Origin of the sequence: Variovorax sp. RO1, from assembly GCF_002849325.1 — a bacterium.
Lineage (GTDB): Bacteria > Pseudomonadota > Gammaproteobacteria > Burkholderiales > Burkholderiaceae_C > Variovorax.
In genome coordinates this window covers 188,263-205,981 of sequence record NZ_PKMT01000009.1, presented here as the reverse complement: position 1 = coordinate 205,981, position 17,719 = coordinate 188,263, and the positions used below count along the sequence as shown (strand labels likewise).

Here is a 17,719-nt window from a genome sequence, read left to right as displayed (position 1 = left end):
TCACCAACTCACAAGTTCGCCGAGGCGTGCAGGTCGCGCGGAAATCGCAGCGTGGTTGCTTGTGCGCCTGCGGGGCACGGCCCGTCGGAGTAGGCCGCATCGCCCTCGGGCATGACGCACTTGTGCACCTCGACGACGGCAGGCACGGCCTTGGCGGCGGGCGCTGCGGGGGCGATCACCGGGGCGTCGAATTTCGTGTTCGTCAGCGGGGCCGGTTCCGTGGATGCGCGGGTCACCGCATCCGGCAACGCGCGGTCAGTGGTCGACTTGTCGGGCTCGGCGGGCACGACGGCGGTGGTCAAGACCGCGGCGCGCGCCGCGCTCTCTTGCACCAGGTCTTTCAAGGTCACATAGAAGAGCGACATCGCCACCAATGCCACGCCCAGGCAAGGGGCCCAGTATCGCCGCGGGTCGGATGCAGGCGGGTGGGCCTGCGAGGTCAGCGCCGCGGCCATGCCAGGCCTCCGTTCTGCAATACGCCGGCCAGCTTCGCGATGCCGCCGGTGCCGCTCGCGGCCCGGCCGATCAGCGCGCCGCCGGCGGCGCCCGCGACGATCCGCATCAGGAACGACCGGCTGCGGCCCGCGGCCAGCAACAGCAGCACGCCGGCGCCGAGCACGACGAGGTGTTCGCCGGGGTAGTCGGCGCGCGCGGCATCCACTTGCTTGATCTTGTCGATCGTCTGTTCCAGGTCCATGGCTGAAGCTCCTTGTCGTGTTCAGCCGTTCTTACCGGCGCGCACCGGGCGCCGCTGTAGGCCGGCGCCATGCGCGGTGACGGAATCCGCCGCGAAAACGCCGTGGAGAAAGCCGCATCGCACGGGAAGCAGGGGTGCTCTCGATAATGCAACCCGCTTGTAGAGAACCCCACAGACGCAGAGAAGTAGAGAACCGCGAAATGAGTGCTACAGATTTTCTTTTCGCCCCCGAGGTGCAAAAGCTCTTGATGGTCGCCTACGCGGCGCCCGACCAACCCTTGTCTTCCAGCGAACTGGCCCATCGCTCGAAGCTCGATACGGCCGATGTGGAACGCACGCTGGAGCACCTCGTCGGCAGTGGCATCCTGAAGCGCCACAAGCCCAAGGCCGAGGAGGCCGAGACCTTCTCGATCGACCGCGCCTTCATCTTCCACGACGAGCTGCGCAACATCGCGCTCAAATCGTTCGCTGCGGCCGAGCCGGTCCGCGCGATGTTGCGCGGCAAGTTCAAGGCCTCGGTCGTGCGCGCCTTCGTGCTCGCAGAGGACGAAGACGGCACCCTGGAGCTGCTCGTCGTGCACGGCCAGTCGATTCCCGACGAAGCCACCCTGGCGGCCGCCTGCAAGAAGCTCTCGAAGAACATTCACCGTCACCTGAAGGTGCACGTCATCTCGAACGCGAAGTTCAACGGCCTCACGCCGCGCGACGCACTCATGCCGAAACCCGCGGCGCTCGAGATCGTCAAGCTCGGGGATACGAAGGCGCAGCTGCCGGTCGAGAAGGTCGGGCTCTTGCAAAGCGCCAGGAAGAAGCTGGCGACGCTGTCGCGGTCGTCAGCCTGAGCGCTTAGCTCTTATCCCGTGAGGCCAGCAGGTTCCGGGCCTCAGCCAGCAGCGGCTTCACGGCCTCGAAGGTCGCGGCGCTGGGGTTGATCACGCTGACCCAGTACATCTTTGCGTACACCGGGTGCGGCATGAGCCGGTCGAGCGCGGTGTAGTCGATGCCCGATGGCTCTGCGTCGCCGAACAGCGCGCGAAAGGTCTCCTTGCCCACACCCACGTTCAGACGAAACACGCCGGGGCGGTTCAGGTTCGAGGCGCTGTCGAAGTCGTTGTCCTTCGTGACGATCGTGGCAAAGGGGAACTTGTTGTCCGCGCCGTGGAAGAAGAAGGTGTTGTCGTCGGCCACTTCGAAATGGCCGCCGCCGAGCGTGTCGATGATGTGTTGGGTGATGTCGTCTTCGGTCATGGATTTGCGGATGTGGTCAAGGCTTCCAGCGGCGCAGGCCGAGCTCGTCGGCGAGTGCCTGGTAGGCCTTGATGCGCGCCTGCACGTAGTCATCGAGCGCGGCGCCGGTGAGCGCGAAAGGATAAAGGCTGTGCCGTTCGCGCAGCGCCGCATAGCCCGGCGCGGCCGTGGCCTCGGCGAAGGCCGTGGTCCATGCGCGCACGGCGGCGTCGGGCACGTTGGCGCTGAGGTACACGCCGCGCACGGTCGGCCAGACGATGTCCACGCCTTGCTCGCGCGCGGTGGGCACGCCCGCGAGCGCACCGCCCAGTCGCGTTTCCGACAGCACCGCGAGCAGTCGCACGGCCGCGCCGCCGGCGATGGCCTGCAGCGCCTCGGCCGCATCGCCCGGGAACGCATCGACATGCTTGCCCTGCAGCGCACCGAGCGCGTCGCCGCCGCCTTCGAAGGACACGAAGCGCATCGCCTTCGGTGCGCCGCCCGCCGCACGCACCAGCAGCGCGGCCTTCACCCAGTCCTGGCTGCCGACCGTGCCGCCCGCACCAAAGACGATGCGCGACGTGTCCTGGCGCAGCGCGGCGATCAGGTCCTGCAAACGCCGGTAGGGCGAGTCGCGGTGCACGGCGACCACGCCGTAGTCGGTGCCGAGCGTGGCGATCCAGCGCACGGCCGACGGCGGGTGCGGCCCGAAGCGGCCCTGCGCGAGGTTGAGCAGCGAGCCGCTCGAGAACGCGACCAGCGTGCCCGGCCCGCCGAGCTGGCCGCTCGCGATGCGGTCGAAGGCGACAGCGCCGATGCCGCCCGGCAGGTAGCGCTGCGCGAGCGGCGTGCGCGCGGGGCGCACGGCCTGCAGCGCGTCGCGCGCGAGTGCGCAGGTCAGCGCGAAACCGCCGCCGGCCTTGGCGGGAATCACGCATTCCGCCGGTCCTTCCGACGCATCGCCCGCTGCCGCCGTCGCATGCAGTGCGGCAGGCGCGAGCCACGCGGACAGCGCGCGCAACGCATGGCGACGGGTGAAAGCGAAGGGGCGTGGCATCGAAGAAGAAGGGCGGCGGTTCACCCCGCGGGACGGGGCCACCAGATGATGGCATGCAGGCCCGGCCCCGCGCCGCGCGCTTCGAGCCGCAGATCGCCACGGTGCCGCTGCGCGATGGCGCGCACGATCGCCAGGCCGAGCCCGAAGCCGCCGGCGCCCGCGCGCGTGCCGCGACGGAAGCGCTGGCCCAGCGTGGCGCGTTCTTCGTCGCTCAGGCCCGGGCCGTCGTCCTCCACATTGAGGCTCCAGCCCGCCGCATCGCCGGCCGCGAAGAGCGTGATGGTGCCCGCCACCGGCGTGTAGGTGATCGCGTTCGCCACGAGGTTGCTCAGCGCTTCGCGCAGCAGGCCGCGGTCGCCCACCGCGTGCAGGTCGGGGGAGGGCGCATGGATGCCCAGGTCGATGCCCAAGTCGATTCGTTTGGCGCGCGCCAGCGGCAGCAGGTCGACGGCCACCTCGCGCAGCAGTTCGGCGGTGTCGAATTCAGCGGGCTCCACCGCCACGGTGTCGCTGCGGCCCAGCGCCAGCAGCTGTTGCGCGCTGCGCGTGGCGCGGCCGATCTCGGCGCCCAGCGCGTCGAGGGCGGCGCGCACCTGCGCGGGGTCGTCTTCGCGCCGCGCGTAGTCGGCCTGCATCTGCAGCGTGGTCAGGTGCGTGCGCAGCTGGTGCGAGGCGTCGTCGAGAAACTGCCGCTGCTGCGCCACCAGCGCCTGCGTGCGCGCCATCTGCTGGTTCACGGCGGCGACCAGCGGGCGCACCTCGGCGGGCAGGTCGGTCTCGGCGATGCGGGTCAGGTCGTCGGGCGTGCGTGCCTGCACCTCGCGCGCCAGCCGTGACAACGGCCGCAGCGCCGCCGCCAGTGCCAGCGCGGTGCCGCACAGCAGCATCGCGAGAATCAGCCCGTCGCGCAGCGCCGCGCTGCGCACGAAGCGGCTTGTGAACTCCTGGCGCGAGCGCGTGCTCTCGCCGACCTGGATCAGCACGCTGCGCCCGGTGCTGCCGGACGGCGCGCGGTCGAGGTCGCGCCGGTAGGCCGCGAGCCGCACGGCCTCGCCGAAGTAGGTGGCGTCGTAGAAGGCCGGCACGCCCATCGCGGGCTCGACGGGCGGCGCTGGCAGGTCGGCGCTGCCCAGCTCCACGAGCCCATCGGAGGTCGCGACGCGAAAGAACACCTGTCCGCTGGCCGTGAGCTCGAAGAACTCGAACATCGTGTACGGCAGCTCGACCGACAGCCCGCCCGAGGCCGTGGAGATGTTCGCGTCGATCGACTTGAGCGCGCCGAGCAGCGAGCGGTCATACGCCGCATTGGCGGCGGCCAGCGCATCGTGCCGCGTCATCCACAGCTCGATGCCCGTCACCAGCAGCAGGGCGGGGAACAGCAACAGCGCGAGCCGCTGCCACAGGCTGGTGCGGCGCAGGCGATCGGTGAAGCGGCGCAGCGCGCTCACTCAGTCCGCTTCCAGCACGTAGCCGAGACCGCGCAAGGTGACGATGCGCACGCCGCTGCCGTCGAGCCGCTTGCGCAGCCGGTAGACCAGCACCTCGACCGCTTCGAGATGCACCTCGTCGTCGTCGGAGAACACGCGGTCGAGGATCTGCTGCTTCGACAGCGGCTCGCCGCTGCGCTGCACCAGCGCGCGCAGCACGGCCTGTTCGCGCGGTGACAGGGCGAGCGCCTCGCCGCCCAGCGTGAACTGCCGGCGTGCGCCGTCGTACACCAGCGGCCCGCAGGCCAGGCGCGGATGCTCCACGCCGCGCGCGCGGCGCACCAGCGCATGCAGCCGGGCCTCGAGCTCGGCCAGCGCAAAGGGCTTGGCAAGGAAATCGTCGGCACCTGCGTTGAGGGACGCGACACGCTCGTTCAGCGAATCGCGCGCCGTGAGGATCAGCGCCGGCAGCCGCTGGTCGCGTTCGCGCAGCCGCTGCAGCACCGTGTGGCCGTCCATGCCGGGCAGGCCAAGGTCGAGTACCAGCGCGTCGTGGTCGCGCTGCTGCAAGGCCCGGTCGGCCAGCCGGCCGTCGTCCACCCATTCGACCTGGATGCCCGCATGCTCCAGCGCCTTGCAGAGCCAGGTGCCCAGGGTGTGTTCGTCTTCGGCCAGCAGGATGCGCATGGCGCCGATGCTAGTACGCCGCCCCGGAAATTCCGAAACACGAAAGCGCGTCTTCGCACCGATGGCGGCGTTGCAAATCCTCGCGATACCTACGGGTATCGCTGCGGTTTGCGCCTTGCCCTCGGCGCGAATCCATCGCTTTCGTCATGTTTCGAAATCTCCGGGGCGGCGTACCAAGCCTGCCTGCCTCAATCCGGCTTGATGCTTGCCCTTGCGATCACCTTCTGCCAGCGGTTCTGTTCGGCGGTGATGAACTGCGCGAACTGCTCGGGCGTGCCGCCCACGGCCTCGGCCGCATCGGCGGTGAGCCGCTGTATCGAGTCGGGCGACTTCACGGCCTTCATGGTCTCGGTCGAGAGCTTGGTCATCTGCGCGGGCGTGATGCTGGCCGGCGCGAGCATGCCGTACCACTGCGTCATCTCGAAGCCGGGGAAGCCTTGCTCGGCCACGGTGGGCACGTCGGGCAGTTGGGCGAGGCGCTTGGCCGAGCCGGTCGCGATGCAGCGCACCTTGCCGGCCTTGATGAACGGAATGATCGCCGCCGCGCCGATGGCCGAGGCGTCGAGCCGGCCCGAGAGCAGGTCGGTCACCATCGGGCCGGTGCCGCGGTAGGGCACGTGCAGCATGAAGACCTCGGCGGTCATCTTCAGGTACTCGAAGGCCAGGTGGCCGGCGCTGCCGTTGCCGGCCGAGCCGTAGCTCAGCTTGCCGGGCTTGCTCTTGGCATAGGCGATGAATTCCTTGAGGTTCTTCGCCGGCACGTCGGGGTGCACCACGTACAGGCTGGGCACCTTGGCCAGCAGGCTCACGGGCTTGAAGTCCTTGTTCGCGTCGTAGGGCAGCTTGGCGAAGATGTACGGGTTCACGGCCAGCGTGCCGATGTGGCCGAGGATCAGCGTGTGCTGGTCGGTGGCGCGCGCGACTTCGCTCATGGCGATGTTGCCGGCCGCGCCGGGTTTGTTGTCGACGAACACGCTCTGGCCCAGGGTGCGCGACAGCTCGGCGGCTGTGGAACGCGCCACGATTTCCGAGCTGCCACCCGGTGCGAAGGGCACGACGAAACGCACCGACTTGCTGGGCCAAGCGTCCTGCGCAAAGGCCATCGAAGGCAGCAGGCCGCCGAGGGTGAGGGCGCCGCCGGCTTGCAGCCAGTGGCGGCGGGTGTGGGCGTCGGTGGGGAAGCGATCGGACATGGCTTGTCTCCAGTGTTTTTTGGATAAGAGCCCGCATCCTGCCGGGCGGATGCTGTCGGAATGCTGTCAGTGCCTCTCTGGATGCAGCCCGATGGCCGAACGGGATGGCATCGCGCCGCCGGTCGCGGACGCAACGACTGGCGTGGGCTTCGGAATGTTGTGGCTTCCAGACACTTCCTCGCCTTCCCTTCGGTCCTTCGCTGATTTCTCGCATCTACGGAGACCTCGGATTCATCGGCTGGATAACATTGATTTACAAAATTGGAGGAGAGACCTGTGAACCACATCTACCGCGTGATCTTCGACCGTCGGCTGGGCCGGTTTCGCGTTGCATCGGAACTGGCGAAGGGCTGCGGCAAGGGCAGCGGCACGGCGACAGTGGTGGGCGCTGCGCTCGCGTTTTTCGCGACCAGCTTCTTCCCGGCGCAGGCGGGATGCACGGTTGCATCCAACGACGTGACCTGCGACGGCGCCGCCCCCCTGCTGGCGCCGGACTATGCGAACGGCGCCAGCAACCTGAACGTGGCGGTGAACGCCGGGGCGACCGTCGGCGTGCTGCCGGGTGGAAGCGGCAGCGCAATGACGCTGACAGGTTCCGACATCAAGCTCACGAACAACGGCCAGATCGATCCGCTGCTGTTCGGCAACGGCACCGCGAACCTGTCCACGGGCGTTGTGATGGGCAACGGCGGGGCCAGTACGGCCACCGTCATCAACAACGGGACGATCAGTGGCACCAGGGATGCGTCCGTCGGCCTGGCCGGCCTGGCGCTCGCGCTGCAGAACGGCGGCGGCGGCATCACGACGATCACCAACAACGGAACGATGACCACCGGGGCTATCGCCAAAGCGACACTGGCCGAGGCCGATGCAGCGGTGGTCGCCGTCTATGGTGGCGGCCAGATCAACATGGTGAACACCGGCACGATCACCGGCCGCATCGCGTTCGAGAGCCCGACTTCCAGCGGCAACAGTTTCACCAACGCGGGCACGATCAACGGCAGCGTTTCGCTCGGCACCGGGGCGCGCAACGACACCTTCATCGCGGCCACAGGCTCGTCCATCAACGGCGGACCGAGCCTGGTGCCGGCCACTGTGGTGGCGGCGCCGTCGGGCGGCACGCTGAATTTCGCGGCCGCCGGCACCGTCGATGCGGGCGTTGGTGGCACCGACACGCTGGTGCTGCGCAACGCCGGCGGTGGTGCTGCCTCGGGCGAGATCAAGGCCGCGCAGTACCTGAACTTCGAGAACCTCCAGGTCAACAGCGGCACCTGGACCCTGAACGGCCCGGTGGTCAGCGGCAGCGCCCTGCTCAACGGCGGCGTCGCGATCTTCGATGACGCAGGCGCCTTCGGCACCGGCACGCTGATGGGCAACGGCGGCGCGATCCAGGCCGCGGCGAACGGCCTCACGCTGGCCCAGAACGTGAACCTTGTCGGCAACCTGACCGTGCAGGGCAACAACAACTTCACGTTGGGCGGCACCGTCAGCGGCATCGGTGGCCTCATCAAGAACGGCGCCGGCACGCTCACGCTGAGCGGCAACAACAACTACGGCGGCACGACGCTGCAGGGCGGTACGCTGGACGTGGGCAGCAACCTCGCCCTGGGTCTTGGCGCACTCGCAGTGACCGGCAACGCGAACCTGCGCGCCAGCGTGACGGGCACCGTGGTGGGCAATGCCCTGACGTTGAGCGCCGGCACGACGCTCAACGTCAGTGGCACGAATCCGCTGGCGCTGACCGGCACGATCGACGGCGGCGGCGCGCTCGCGCTCAGCGGCCTGGGAGCGGTGGCGCTGACTGGCGCCAACACCTACAGCGGCGGCACGAACGTCTCGGGCACCACGCTCGCAGTCATCAACGCGAGCGGCAGCGCCACCGGCAGCGGCGCTGTGGTGGTGCAGTCGAGCGGGACGCTCACCGGCAGCGGCAGCATTGCCGGCACGGTGGGCGTGGGCACGGGCTTGCTGTCGCCGGGCAATGGCGCTGCAGGCACGCTGACCGTCGGCGGACTGAGGCTCGGCGCCAACTCCGTTCTGAACTACGAGCTCGGTCAAGCTGGCGTGGCGGGCGGCGCGCTCAACGACCTGATCCGTGTCAACGGCGATCTGCGGCTCGACGGCACGCTCATCGTGGCGCAGTCCGCGGGCGGCCAGTTCGGTGCCGGCCTGTACCGGTTGATCGACTACACCGGCACGCTGACCGACAACGGCCTGAACGTCGGCCTTGCACCGACGGATACGAAGAACCTGCAGGTGCAGACCAGCATTGCCAATCAAGTCAACCTGGTCCACACCGGCGGCGCGACACTCACCCTGTGGGACGGCGGCGACTCCGCGAACTTCAACGACGGCAAGATCGCGGGCGGCAGCGGTACCTGGCGCGCGGGCGGCTCGACCGCCAGCTGGACCGGCGTGGACGGCAAGCTCAATGTGGGCTGGCAGCAGGACGGCATCGCGGTCTTCGGCGGCAAGGCCGGCATCGTCACGGTGGACAACCAGAGCGCGGGCGGTCCGGTGCGCATGGGCGGCGCGCAGTTCGCGGTCGACGGCTATGTGGTCAATGGCGATCCGCTCACGATCAACACAGCGAACACCACGGTACGCGTGGGCGATGGCGGCCCCGCGAGCGCGGGCATGACCGCCACCATCAACGCGGCCATCGGCGGCACGGGCGGACTGGTCAAGGACGAGGGCGGTACGCTGGTGCTGACCGGCAGCAACAGCTACAGCGGCGGCACGACGGTCAAGGGCGGCATCCTGCAGATCTCGGGCGACACCAACCTCGGCGTGTTCGGCACGGGCTTGGCGCTGGACGGCGGCACCCTGCGCATCGCCACGGGTTCCGCGCCGTTCTTCAGCATGCGCAACGTCGCGCTCGGCGCTGGCGGCGGCACCCTCGACCTGGGCAACAACTTCTTCGGCGTGGGCGGCGCCATCACCGGTGGCGGTTCGCTCACCGTCACCGGCAAGGGCGGCTCACTGAGCCTCATGGCGGCCAACAACTACAGCGGCGGCACGGTGTTGCAGGACGGCGTGAGCATCTTCACGACCGTGACCGGCGTGCTCGGCAGCGGTGCGGTGCAGCAGCAGGGCATCGGCTCGCAGTTGATCTTCAGCGACAAGGCGAGCGCCGGCGGCAACGCGTACACGGTGGGCCGCGCCGCAGGCGCGGACAGCGGCAACATGCTGTCGTTTGCCCAGAGCGCCACGGCCGCTTCCTCCAAGATCACGCTCAATGGCGCGACCTGGCAGATGGCCGGAGCGAACGCGTTGCAGTTCGGCGGCAGTTCGAGTGCCGGTGCATCGACCATCACCAACGCGGGCGGGGCGATCAACTTCTTCGAGAGCGCCAGCGCCGGGACGGCGACGATCACCAACGGAAGCAAGAGCCTGTTGGCCTTCGGCCAGACGTCCACAGCCGGCAGTGCGCAGATCGTCAACACGGCCGGCGGCCTGGTGCGCTTCGTCGATGGCGCGACGGGCACGAATGCCTCGGTCGCCAACGCCGCAGGCGCCACGCTCGATGTGTCGGGCGCGACGGGCAAGTCCGCTGTGGAGCTCGGTGCGGTTTCGGGCGGCGGCGCCGTGGTCCTGGGCGCCACGCGACTCTCGCTCGGCGGGCTGGGCCACAGCGACACGATCTCGGGCACCGTCAGCGACAAGGGCAGCATCTTCTCGCAGCCGGGCTCGGGCACGGGCGGCTCGATCGTCAAGGTCGGTGCTGGCACGCTCGCGTTGAGCGGTGCCAATACCTATACCGGCGGCACCACCATTGCAGCCGGCACGCTGAGCGTGAACAACGTGAGCGGCAGTGCGACCGGCAGCGGCGCGGTGCGGGTGTTCGGCGGCGGGGCGCTCGCAGGCAGCGGCAGCATCGCGGGCGCGGTCACCGTCGACAAGGACGGCGTGCTGTCGGCCGGCAATGGCGGCGCAGGCACCCTGACGCTCGGCAGCTTGAGCCTCTACGAGGGCGCGGTACTCAACTACGACCTTGGCCAGGCCGGCACCGCCGGCGGTTTGCTCAACGACCTGATCAAGGTCAACGGCGACCTGCGGCTCGACGGCACGCTCAACGTGGCGCAGTCCAAGGGCGGCACGTTCGGCGCGGGCATCTACCGCCTGATCGACTACACCGGCACGCTTGCCAACAACGGCCTGGACATCGGCAGCACGCCGGTCGCGGCCACGGACCTTCAGGTGCAGACCGCGGTGGCCCAGCAGGTCAACCTGGTCAACCGTGCGGGCCTCGAGCTGAAATTCTGGGACGGCGGCGACGCCGGCAAGTACAACGACGGCAAGATCGCCGGCGGCGCGGGCACCTGGCGCGTGGGCGTGCCCGGCGACGGCTGGACCGGCACCGACGGCAAGATCAACGCGGCGTGGGCGCAGGACCAGCTCGCGGTGTTCGGCGGCACGGGCGGCACCGTCAATGTCAGTAACGCGGGCGGCACGGTGCGCATCACCGGCGCGCAGTTCGCGGCCGATGGCTATGTGGTGCAGGGCGATGCGATTGAGCTCGGCGCCTCGGGCACGGTGGTGCGCGTGGGCGATGGCTCGGGCACCGACACCGCGCGCAGCGCGACGATGAATGTCGCGCTCACCGGCACGGGCGGCCTGGTCAAGGACGACGTGGGCACGCTGGTGCTGCGCGGCACCAGCAGCTACACCGGCGGCACCACCGTCAAGGCCGGCGTGCTGGTGGGCGACACGACGAGCCTGCGGGGCAACATCGTCAACAACGCCGAGGTCGTCTTCGACCCGAACCTGTTCGTCGTCGGTTCCTATGACGGTGCGATGAGCGGCAGCGGCCGGCTGCGCAAGATCGGCGGCGGCATTCTGCTGCTGGGCAGCGCGAACACCTACACGGGCGGCACCTTCGTCGACGCCGGTTTGCTCTCCACCGATGTCACCGGCGCCCTGGGCAGCGGCCCGGTGAGCGTCGCGGCCCCCGGCAGGTTGTTGTTCGGCATCAACGCCGATGCGGGCGGCGCGGCCATCTACAACCTGGGCTCGGTGCGCTTCCAGACAAAGGCAAGCGCCGGCACCTCGACCATCACCAACGCCGCGGGCGGGGTGCTGGACTTTGCCGACTACGCCTCGGCCGACAAGGCCACGGTGATCAACCAGGCCGGCGCGCAGGTGCGCATCGATCAGGCGGTCGCTGGCGTGAGCTTCGGTTCGCTCAGCGGCGCAGGCGAGCTGGTGCTCGGCGGCAGCGCACTCACGCTCGGCGGCAGCGGCGGCGACAGCACCTTGTCGGGCACGATCAGCGGCACCGGCGGCGCCGGCGGTTCGATCGTCAAGGTGGGCGGCGGCACGCTCACGCTGTCGGGTGCCAACACCTACGCCGGCGGCACCCAGGTGACGGCCGGCACGTTGAGCGTGAACAACAAGAGCGGCAGCGCCACGGGCACGGGCACCGTGCAGGTGCGGTCGGGCGCCACGCTCGCGGGCAGCGGCACGATCGCGGGTGCGGTCTTCGTCGTCGACGGCGGCATCCTCGCCGCGGGCAACAGCCCCGGCACGCTGACGCTCGGTGCGCTCGCACTGGGCGGCGGCGCCACGCTGAACTACGAACTCGGCCAGGCCGGCGTGCCCGGCGGCGCGCTCAACGACCTGATCGATGTCACGGGCAATCTGCAGCTGAATGGCACGCTGAACATCGCGCAGTCGGCCGGCGGCACTTTCGGGCCAGGGCTGTATCGCCTCATGAGTTACGGCGGCACGCTGACCGACTTCGGCCTGGACATCGGCACCGTACCGGCCGGCGCCAAGCTGGCCGACCTGCAGGTGCAGGCCTCTGTGGCGAACCAGGTCAACCTGGTCAACCGCGCGGGCCTGTCGCTCAACTTCTGGGACGGCGGCGACAGCACCAAGTACAACGACAACCAGCTGGCCGGCGGCAGCGGGACCTGGCGCGTGGGCAGTCCGGGCGATGGCTGGACCGACATGGACGGCAAGCTCAACGCCAACTGGGCACAGAGCCAGTTCGCGGTGTTCGGCGGCAAGGCCGGCACCGTGACGGTCGATGGCGGCGGCGGCGCGGTGCGCATCGCCGGTGCGCAGTTCGCGGTCGACGGCTACGTGGTGCAGGGCGACGGCCTTACGCTGGACAACGCCAACGCGCTGGTGCGTGTGGGCGACAACACGGCCGCGGGCGTGAACATGACCGCGACGATGAATGTCGCGCTCTCGGGCGCGGGCGGCATCTCGAAGGAAGATGCGGGCCGGCTGATCCTCGGGGGTCTCAACACCTACACCGGTGGCACCACCGTCAAGGGCGGCGTGCTGCAGGGCAGCGCCACCAGCCTGCAGGGCAACATCGTCAACAACGCCGAGGTCGCGTTCGATCAGGACAAGACCGCCGGCATCTACGCCGGCGCGATGAGCGGCACCGGCAAGCTGCGCAAGATCGGCGCCGGCACGCTGACGCTGGCCAGTGCCAACAGCTACAGCGGCGGCACGCTGGTCGATGCGGGCACGCTCGCCACCGAGACCAGCGGCGCGCTGGGCACGGGCGCGGTCGGCATCGCCTCGGGCGCGGCGCTGCAGTTCGGCGGCAAGGCCGACGCGGGCACGCTGGTCATTGCCAACCAGGGCACGCTGCGGCTGCAGGACGGCGCGAATGCCGCCGGCGCCACGGTGACCAATGCGGTCGGCGCGCAGGTGCGCATCGACCTGGCCACCACCGGCACGAGCATCGGCTCGCTCGGCGGCGCGGGCGATGTGGTGCTCGGCGCCAAGGCGCTGACCACCGGTGCAGTCGGCAGCGACAACACGATCTCGGGCGCCATCAGCGGCGCCGGCGGTTCGCTGGTCAAGGTGGGTGCAGGCACGCTCACGCTCGCAGGCACGGCCAGCTACAGCGGCGAGACCCGCGTTGTTGCGGGCACCCTCAAGGCCGGCGCGGCCAACGCCCTCAGCGCAGCGTCGAGCGGCGTGGTGGCCAGCGGCGCCACGCTCGATTTGGCGGGCTTCAGCCAGAAGATGGCAGGCCTGAACAACGCAGGCACCGTCTCGCTGCTGGGCAGCACGCCCGGCACCACGCTCACGCTGACCGGCCCCTACGTCGGCAGCAACGGTGTACTGCGCCTGGCCGCGAAACTGGACAACCCCGGCACCGCCGACCGCCTCGTGCTCGATGGTGCTGCCGCCAGCGCGAGTGGACGCACGACGGTGCAGATTTCCAACCTCGGCGGCCTGGGCGCACGCACCAGCGGCGCGGGCATCGAGCTCATCAGCGCGCGCAACGGCGCGACCACCACCGCGCAGACCACCAAGGACGCCTTCGCGCTCTCGGGCGGCCATGTCGATGCCGGTGCCTTCGAGTACCGGCTGTACGCGGGCGACGCCAGCGGCGGCGGCGAGAACTGGTACCTGCGCACCGAGGCCGAACCGGGCACGCCGGGCACGGGCACTCCGGGCACTTCCGGCGGTGCCGGGTTGCCGACCTACCGCGCTGAGGCCTCGCTGTTCGCGGCGCTGCCCCACCAGCTGCGCCAAGGCAACCTGGGCATGCTCGCGAGCCTGAGCCAACGCATCGGCGACGACGACGTGCGCGGCGGCGCGGGAGCAACGCAGGGCACCGACAGCAACAACCGCCGCGCCTGGGGCCGGCTGATCTCCACCGACATGGACATCCGCCAGGGCGGCACCGTCTCGCCGCACAGCGAGGGCCGTCTGACCGGGCTGCAGGCCGGCACCGACCTGTGGGCCAACCCGGACTGGCGCGCGGGCATCTACGTGGGCCAGTTCGAAGGTAGCACCCGCACCAGCGGCTTCAGCAGCGGCCTCCTGAACACCGCCGCGGGCAGCAACGACCTGCGCAGCCAGTACCTGGGCCTCTACGGAACCTTCACCACCGCGGATGGCTTCTATGCCGATGCGGTGCTGCAGGCCGGCCGCCACCGCTACACGGTGCAGCCGTTCCTGAGTGCGGGCGTCTCGGGCAAGGGCAACAGCTTCCTGGCATCGATCGAAGTAGGCAAGGCCTTCGCGATCGGCGCGGGCGGCTGGTCGGTGGAACCGCAACTGCAGCTGATCCACCAACGGCTGCGGCTTGACGATGTGTCCATCCCGGGCGCACTCGTGCAGCAGGATGCGGACAGCGGCTGGATCGGCCGGGCGGGCGTTCGCATCAAGGGCAGCTTCGCGACCGGCGCCGGCACGCTGCAGCCCTATGCGCGCCTGAACGTCTATCGCAGCGCCAAGGGCAACGACGTCGCGCGCTTCGTGAACCCGGCGGCGATCACGCCCGTCGGCGCACCCATCGGCGGCACGAGCACCGAGCTGGCCGCGGGCTTCACGCTGGCGGTGAGCCAGCGCACCAGCCTCTACGGCGAACTCGGCAAGCAGTGGGCCGCAGGCGGCGAGGCGCGGGTGGGCAGCTCCATCAATGCGGCGGCGGGCGTGCGGGTGAAGTGGTGAAGTGAGGCGGCACGGCGGGACTGCCTGTCGCGGCTGCTTCGAAAGAAAGCGCCGGCACGGCCGACGCGCCGCCGATTCAGCTCAGATCAGATCAGATCAGGTTGCGCATCGCCTGCGCCGTCTCGCGCAGCACCGGCAGCACGCGCGCCACCGCGTCTTCCGAACTCTCGTGCCCCATCGGCATCGTGATGTTCAGCGCGCCCACCAGCGTGCCGTGGCGGTCGCGCAGCGGCACGGCGATGCCGCGGGAGTTCAGGTCGAGCTGCTGCTCCGACAGCGCCCAGCCCTGGGCGCGGATGCGCGCCAGCTCGAGCTTCATGCGCTCCATGCTCGCGATGGTGTGCGAGGTGAATACCGTCAGCTGCCGCATCGCCAGCCACTCGTTCAGCTCGGCATCGCTGCGCAGCGCCAGCATCAGCATGCCCGAGGCCGTCACCTGCGCCGGCACGCGCGCGCCGAGCACGTAGCCGGTGCTCATGCTGCGGTTGGGGCCGTTGCGGGCGATGTAGACCACCTCGTCGCCGTCCATCACGCTGAGATAAGCGATCTCGTTGGTGCCGGCCGCCACGCGCTGCAGAAAGGGCTGCACCACGCGCGGCAAGCGGGCCGATTCGAGGTACGACTGCCCCAGCCGCAGCACGCGCGGCGTGAGCCAGAACAGCTTGCCGTCGCTCGCCACGTAGCCCATGTGCTGCAGGGTGAGCAGATAGCGCCGCGCGGCGGTGCGGGTCATGTTCGTGCGCTGGCCGGCCTGGCTGGCGGTGAGGCGCGGGTTGGCGTCGTCGAAGGCTTCGATGATGCTCACGCCGCGTTCCAGCCCGGCGATCCAGTCGCGCTTGTCCAGGCCGGCGGGCGGCGTCGAGTCGTCGGGGCTGGTGGGGGTCATGGGCGGAAGTGTGCCCGGGTCCGGCCCGGCGACGGGGCCCGAATGACTAAGTGAAAACCCGTAATTTGATCGATTGACGAACTTTAAAGATCGATCATCGAACGTTTGGTGGCTCGTGTGCCAGCACGCCGCTCGCGAAGGGACTATAAAGCCCGCTGTTCCGCCCCGAAACGAGCGATTGACGAACGGAAGCACGCCCATGAGCCCATTCATCACTGGCAGCACCCAGGCCTACCTCATCCCCGGCGACCCCGTCCGCAATGTGCGCCTGCCGCGCATGTTCAACGCGGCCTTCGCGCGCTACGGCATCGACGCGGTGTTGGTGCCCATGCAGGTGCCGGTGCGCGACTTCGCGGTGTTCATGAAGTCGGCCTTCCTGGCGCGCAACGTGCGCGGCATGGTGATCGCGCCGCCGCACAAGCCGCGTGTGGTCGACCTGCTCGACGGCTGCGGCCTGTTCGGTCGCGTGGCGGGCTCGGTCAACGTGGTGCGCCGCACCGAGGGCGACCAGCTCGAGGGCGACCTGTTCGACGGCGAAGGCCTGATCGGCGCGCTCGACCGCTGCAATGTGCCGTTCCGCGGCAAGCGCGTGCTGATCCTCGGCGCGGGCGTGAGCGCCGCGGCCATCGGCGTGGCGCTGGCCGAAGGCGGCACGGTGAACGGCGCGGAGCACATCGCCTTCTTCGACACCGCCTCCGGCAAGGCCGCGGGCGTGGCCGCCAAGCTCGACGCCTTCTTCGATGCGACCGTGGTCGCGGTCGACAGCAACGCGCCCGAGGGCTACGACCTGGTCATCAACGCCACGCCGCTCGGCCTGGCCGAAGACGACGCGCTGCCGCTCGACGTGGCGCGCATGGCGCCGCACGCGGCGCTGTTCGACATCCTGCTGCGCAACCAGCCCACGCCGCTGGTGCGCGCAGCGCGTGCGCGCGGGCTCAATGCGCAGGCCGGCTTCGAGATGCTGGTGCAGCAGATGCCGCATTACTTTCGCTACTTCGGCCACCTCGACGCGGCGGATGCGATGCAGGCCGATGCCGACTTTCTGCGCGAGCTCATCTACCCGCCGGCGATGCACGCCGAGATCGCAACGCCGTTGCGCTATCAGTCTCCGAGCGTGGCATAGATGACTCACCCCCAGGCTTCGCGCACTTCGTGTCGCTTCTCCAACCCCCTTGCAGGGGGCAACGCCTGCGGCCCGGCAAAGCCGGTTCCGCGGCATTCCACGAACAGACAAACATCCCCGCGCCCGCGGCAAAAAGTGATCTCCCCATGATCTCCGGCAAGACCACGCTCATCGCCCACATCGGCTATCCCACCGAAGCCTTCAAGGCGCCGATGATCTACAACCCCTGGTTCGACAAGCAGGGCATCGACGCGGTGGTGGTGCCCATGGGCGTGAAGCCCGAGGACTACGCGGTGTCGCTCGCGCAGATCTTCAAGTTCTCGAACCTGCGCGGTGCGTTGGTCACGATGCCGCACAAGGTCACGACGATGTCGCTGGTCGACGAGGTCACGCCCACCGCGCGCGTCGCGGGCGCCTGCAACGCCGTGCTCAAGCGGCCCGACGGCAGCCTGTTGGGCGACCAGTTCGACGGCACGGGTTTCGTGCGCGGCGTGGAGCGCAAGGGGCGCCTGTTCAAGGGCACGCGGGTGCTGGTGTCGGGCACGGGCGGTGTCGGGTCGGCCATTGCGGCATCGATCGCGGCAGCCGGCGCGGCCGAGCTGATGCTGTTCGACATGAGCGACGCCTCCGCGCAGGCACTGGCCGCGCGGCTGCGCGAACACTACCCGCAGATGAAGGTCGCCACGGGATCGAAGGACCCGGCCGGCTTCGACATCGTCGTCAACGCCACGCCGCTGGGCATGAAGGACACCGACCCGCTGCCGTTCGACGTGGACCGCATCGCCCCCGACACCTTCGTCGGCGAGGTCGTCATGAAGACCGAATACACGCCGCTGCTGCAGGCCGCCAAGGCCAAGGGCTGCCAGGTGCAGGTCGGCACCGACATGCTGTTCGAAATGATCCCGGCCTACCTCGAGTTCTTCGGCTTCGGCACTGCGTCCCCCGAAGAACTGCGCGCCGTGGCGCAACTGAAATACTAGAAACATCGGAAC

At 69.5% G+C, this 17,719-nt stretch carries 12 protein-coding genes; 4 read left to right on the top strand and 8 right to left on the bottom strand.

Annotated elements, in window-relative coordinates; all coding sequences use genetic code 11:
• Positions 1-8 precede the first annotated feature (8 nt).
• Together CY658_RS30600 and CY658_RS30595 are read right to left on the bottom strand one after the other, a co-directional pair.
• Positions 9-455 (bottom strand): hypothetical protein, encoded by a 447-nt coding sequence (locus CY658_RS30600; protein WP_101493745.1) that lies wholly within the window; start codon positions 453-455, stop codon positions 9-11.
• A complete protein-coding gene (locus CY658_RS30595) occupies positions 440-697 on the bottom strand; it encodes a hypothetical protein (RefSeq protein ID WP_099796404.1) in 258 nt (85 codons plus the stop codon). Before CY658_RS30595 ends, CY658_RS30600 begins: the two co-directional genes overlap by 16 nt.
• Before the next feature lie 200 nt (positions 698-897).
• On the opposite strand from CY658_RS30595, the gene CY658_RS30590 reads away from it, so the two are divergent.
• Positions 898-1,539, top strand: coding sequence for a hypothetical protein (locus tag CY658_RS30590; protein ID WP_101493744.1), 642 nt, complete (start codon positions 898-900; stop codon positions 1,537-1,539).
• Between the two features lie 4 nt (positions 1,540-1,543).
• Here the strand turns inward: CY658_RS30590 and CY658_RS30585 are convergent, their stop codons facing one another.
• The 5 genes from CY658_RS30585 to CY658_RS30565 form a co-directional block, all read right to left on the bottom strand.
• Positions 1,544-1,945, bottom strand: coding sequence for a DUF6194 family protein (locus CY658_RS30585; RefSeq protein WP_101493743.1), 402 nt, complete (start codon positions 1,943-1,945; stop codon positions 1,544-1,546).
• A 16-nt stretch (positions 1,946-1,961) separates the two neighbouring features.
• Positions 1,962-2,981, bottom strand: a complete 1,020-nt coding sequence (locus CY658_RS30580) for a Bug family tripartite tricarboxylate transporter substrate binding protein (RefSeq protein ID WP_101493742.1) — start codon at positions 2,979-2,981, stop codon at positions 1,962-1,964.
• A gap of 20 nt (positions 2,982-3,001) precedes the next feature.
• Positions 3,002-4,429, bottom strand: a complete 1,428-nt coding sequence (locus tag CY658_RS30575) for a sensor histidine kinase (protein ID WP_257885029.1) — start codon at positions 4,427-4,429, stop codon at positions 3,002-3,004.
• Positions 4,430-5,095 carry a response regulator gene (locus tag CY658_RS30570; RefSeq protein WP_101493741.1) on the bottom strand — a complete coding sequence of 222 codons (666 nt, stop codon included), beginning with the start codon at positions 5,093-5,095 and terminating at the stop codon, positions 4,430-4,432.
• A 188-nt stretch (positions 5,096-5,283) separates the two neighbouring features.
• Entirely contained in the window at positions 5,284-6,288 is a 1,005-nt protein-coding gene (locus CY658_RS30565) for a Bug family tripartite tricarboxylate transporter substrate binding protein (RefSeq protein WP_101493740.1), read from the bottom strand.
• Between the two features lie 276 nt (positions 6,289-6,564).
• On the opposite strand from CY658_RS30565, the gene CY658_RS30560 reads away from it, so the two are divergent.
• Positions 6,565-14,718, top strand: a complete 8,154-nt coding sequence (locus CY658_RS30560) for an autotransporter-associated beta strand repeat-containing protein (RefSeq protein WP_101493739.1) — start codon at positions 6,565-6,567, stop codon at positions 14,716-14,718.
• A 91-nt stretch (positions 14,719-14,809) separates the two neighbouring features.
• Here CY658_RS30560 and CY658_RS30555 read toward each other — a convergent pair whose 3' ends face one another.
• Entirely contained in the window at positions 14,810-15,604 is a 795-nt protein-coding gene (locus tag CY658_RS30555) for an IclR family transcriptional regulator domain-containing protein (protein WP_101493738.1), read from the bottom strand.
• Between the two features lie 199 nt (positions 15,605-15,803).
• Here CY658_RS30555 and CY658_RS30550 point away from each other — a divergent pair, with 199 nt between their 5' ends.
• Together CY658_RS30550 and CY658_RS30540 are read left to right on the top strand one after the other, a co-directional pair.
• The gene (locus CY658_RS30550; RefSeq protein WP_101493737.1) at positions 15,804-16,727 is read left to right on the top strand and encodes a shikimate dehydrogenase family protein; all 924 of its coding nucleotides are present in this window, start codon (positions 15,804-15,806) and stop codon (positions 16,725-16,727) included.
• Between the two features lie 146 nt (positions 16,728-16,873).
• On the top strand, positions 16,874-17,707 hold the full coding sequence (locus tag CY658_RS30540) for a shikimate dehydrogenase family protein (RefSeq protein WP_101493736.1): 834 nt from the start codon (positions 16,874-16,876) through the stop codon (positions 17,705-17,707).
• The last annotated feature ends 12 nt before the right edge of the window (positions 17,708-17,719 follow it).